Source organism: Caulobacter sp. 05T431 (assembly GCF_056665975.1).
The window spans coordinates 1-466 of record NZ_JBFTKU010000106.1 but is presented as its reverse complement, the minus strand read 5'-3'; the positions used below and the strand labels follow the sequence as shown (position 1 = coordinate 466).

Genomic DNA, 466 nt, shown 5'->3' with positions numbered 1-466 from the left:
GTCGTCCACCATGTCGCACTTGTTCAGGAACACGATGATGTAAGGCACGCCAACCTGACGGGCCAGCAGGATGTGCTCGCGCGTCTGCGGCATCGGGCCGTCAGCGGCCGAGCACACCAGGATTGCGCCGTCCATCTGCGCAGCGCCCGTGATCATGTTCTTCACATAGTCAGCGTGGCCCGGGCAGTCAACGTGGGCGTAGTGGCGGTTAGCCGTCTCGTATTCCACGTGTGCGGTGTTGATGGTAATGCCGCGTGCCTTCTCTTCCGGCGCTGCGTCGATTTCGTCGTACTTCTTGGCCGAGCCGCCAAACTTCGCAGCCAGCACCGTGGCGATTGCTGCCGTCAGCGTCGTCTTGCCGTGGTCAACGTGACCAATCGTACCTACGTTCACGTGCGGCTTGGTCCGCTCGAACTTTTCCTTTGCCATTTTCAGCTCCTAATGGAATGCAGTCTTGTTGTTTCAT

1 protein-coding gene is annotated in these 466 nt (G+C 59.2%); it reads right to left on the bottom strand.

Features of this window, described 5'->3' with window-relative positions; translation table 11 throughout:
* Positions 1–429, bottom strand: a 429-nt coding sequence (locus tag AC1U89_RS24720) for a GTP-binding protein (RefSeq protein ID WP_479902252.1), incomplete at its 3' end; no start/stop codon positions are given.
* Positions 430–466: the final 37 nt, after the last annotated feature.